1 protein-coding gene is annotated in these 2662 nt (G+C 34.4%); it reads right to left on the bottom strand.

Annotated features, from left to right (window positions below; translation table 11 throughout):
- Positions 1-2662: transcription-repair coupling factor (gene mfd / locus J7J33_03245; GenBank protein ID MCD6168305.1), on the bottom strand; the 2662-nt coding region annotated here is incomplete at both ends.

The raw sequence follows: 2662 nt of genomic DNA, 5'->3' as shown, positions 1-2662 counted from the left end.
GTATCTTTTCATCTTTACATTTATCTTTGAAATTTCTATGAGATTGTTCATCTGTTCTGGTATAGGACCAAATCTATCTATTAACTCATCTACAACCCTTTCTACATCTTTTATAGTGTAGGATTCATAGAATTTCCTGTATATATGTAGTCTCTCCGCTTCATCTTCTATGTAAGTTCTGGGAATTACTGCAGGAATTTTTAAATCAATTTCGGTAAAGAATTTTATCTTAACAGGCTTTTTCTTTTTCATCTTCCCAATCTCCTCTGAGAGAAGTTCCATATACATGTCAAAACCTAATGCATTTATATGTCCGCTCTGTTCCTTTCCAAGAATATTTCCTGCCCCTCTTATTTCTAAATCCCTCATTGCAATCTGAAAACCTGCACCAAGATGTGTTAACTCTCTTATAGCCTTTAGTCTCTCTCTCCCTTTCTCTGTTACTTTGTGTGGAGTGTAGAAGAAGTAAGCATATGCTTTCCTATCCCTTCTTCCTATTCTTCCTCTAAGCTGATAGAGTTGTGCAAGTCCAAAATTTTGGGAGTCAACAACAATTAGTGTATTAACATTCTCGTTATCCAAACCAGCTTCTATTATTGTGGTGGATAGAAGAATGTCATACTCTCTATTTATGAATTTCATCATTCCTTCCTCTATGTCTTTGCTGTCAAGGGCACCATGAAGAACGAGAATTTTTGCATATGGAATGAGTGATTGAAGGAATTCCTTCTCCTCCTCTATGGTAATGATCTTATTGTGAACATAATAGACCTGACCACCTCTTGAGAGCTCAAATTCTATGGCTTCCTTTATCCTTTTTATATTGAAAGGTTCAACTGTTGTCTCTATGGGTTGCTTACCAGGTGGTGGAGTTTTTATCAATGAAACCTCTCTTATACCGGATAGAATCATCTCCAGTGTTCTTGGTATTGGAGTTGCTGTTAGGTAAATAACATCAACATCCGTTTTCATCTTCTTAATCTTTTCCTTATGTTCAACGCCAAACAGATGTTCTTCATCTACTATGAGGAGACCAAGATCAAAGAATTTCACATCATCGCTTAGAAGTCTATGGGTACCAATTATTAGATCTATTTTTCCGTTTCTTAAATCTCTTATTATACTTTTTTGCTTACTTTTTGGGATAAATCTTGAGAGCATCTCTACTCTTATAGGAAGATTTGAAAATCTTTCCTTTGCAACCTCAAAGTGCTGCATGGAAAGAATTGTAGTTGGAGTGAGAAAGGCTACCTGTTTACCATTTGCAATAACCCTCAATGCAGCTCTCAAAGCAACTTCAGTTTTTCCATATCCCACATCTCCAGTTATAACTCTATCCATAAGTTTTGTGGATTCTAAATCTCTTAAGACTTCCTCTATGGCTCTTTTCTGATCAGGTGTTTCCCTGAATGGGAATGATAGGGCAAACTCCCTCTCCAGTTCATGAACTTCCTTAAAAGGCTCTTTCTTTAAAATCTCTCTTTTAGCGTAGAGTGCTACAAGTTCCTTTGCTATCCTTTCTGCATCTTTTTTGGCTCTTTTTACTGCCCTGTTCCACTCGTTTCCCCCAAGACGTGTAAGTTTTATGCTGCTCTCATCACCAAGATACTTTTTAACTCTATCTATTTTCTCAATAGGAACGAAGAGTTTATCACCCATTTCGTATTCAATGAGTATAAAATCTTTAACCCCTTCCTTCGTTTTTATTGTTTTTAAACCCTTAAATCTACCAATACCAAAATCTCTATGTACAACTAAGTCACCTCTTTTTAGCTCTGAATAAGAAGTTATCTCTTCAAGAAGAGAGGAAGATATACTTCTAAAAGGAACAAATGCTTTCTTTCTTTTCCTTCCAACAACAGCAATTCTCTTTTCTTTTGATAGGAAATTTTCTTTAATTAGTCCATTTATCTTTTCAACTCCTACCTCCTCTTCTCCAACAAATATAACTCTAAAACCAGATGAACGGAGGTCCTCTATAACTTCCATTGTTCTTTGAAGACTATAAAAACTTGGAACAGAAACAAAATCGAAATTCGTTTCCCCCTTCCTTTCCATTCTTATTTCTATTTTTTTATCTACATTTAATGGGATGTTCCAGCTAAGAAACACTGCATCCTTAAATTCATCTTTAAGTTCATTTCCTTTTGAAAAGAGAGATATAGAAGTTTTTGTTAAAACGCTTACTGATCTTTGATTATATGGATTAAATTCCCTTAAATCCTCAACAATATCTCCATCGTATACTATTCTTACAGGCTTTGGAAAATCAAATGGGAAGATATCTATTATTCCTCCCCTTACAGCAAATTCTCCCTTCTCTCTTACGAAATTAACCCTTTCGTAGTCATTTGATAAAAGCTTAATTAATCTTGTGAAAGGAACTTCTTTCCCCTTCATTAACTCTAATTTTTCTCTGTAGAGAGGAATTCTTTCATTAACTACATTTTTTGAGGTAAATGCAACAAAGTGATTGGATTCTAACATCTTCTTTATGGAGAGGATAAATTTTGATGTTGCTTCTCTGTTATTTTTAAGGAGCTCGGGTATGAAAACTACATTTTTTGACTTTGTAAAATTTATATACTCTTCATATATTTCATAAGCTTCATTTTCTTCTTCAGTAACAAAGATTATTTTACTGATTTTTTGAGAAAGAAAA

The organism is Caldisericia bacterium (assembly GCA_021158845.1).
Classification (GTDB): Bacteria; Caldisericota; Caldisericia; order B22-G15; family B22-G15; genus B22-G15.
Note: the sequence above shows the minus strand (reverse complement) of the source record. Positions and strands in the feature narration are given on the sequence as shown.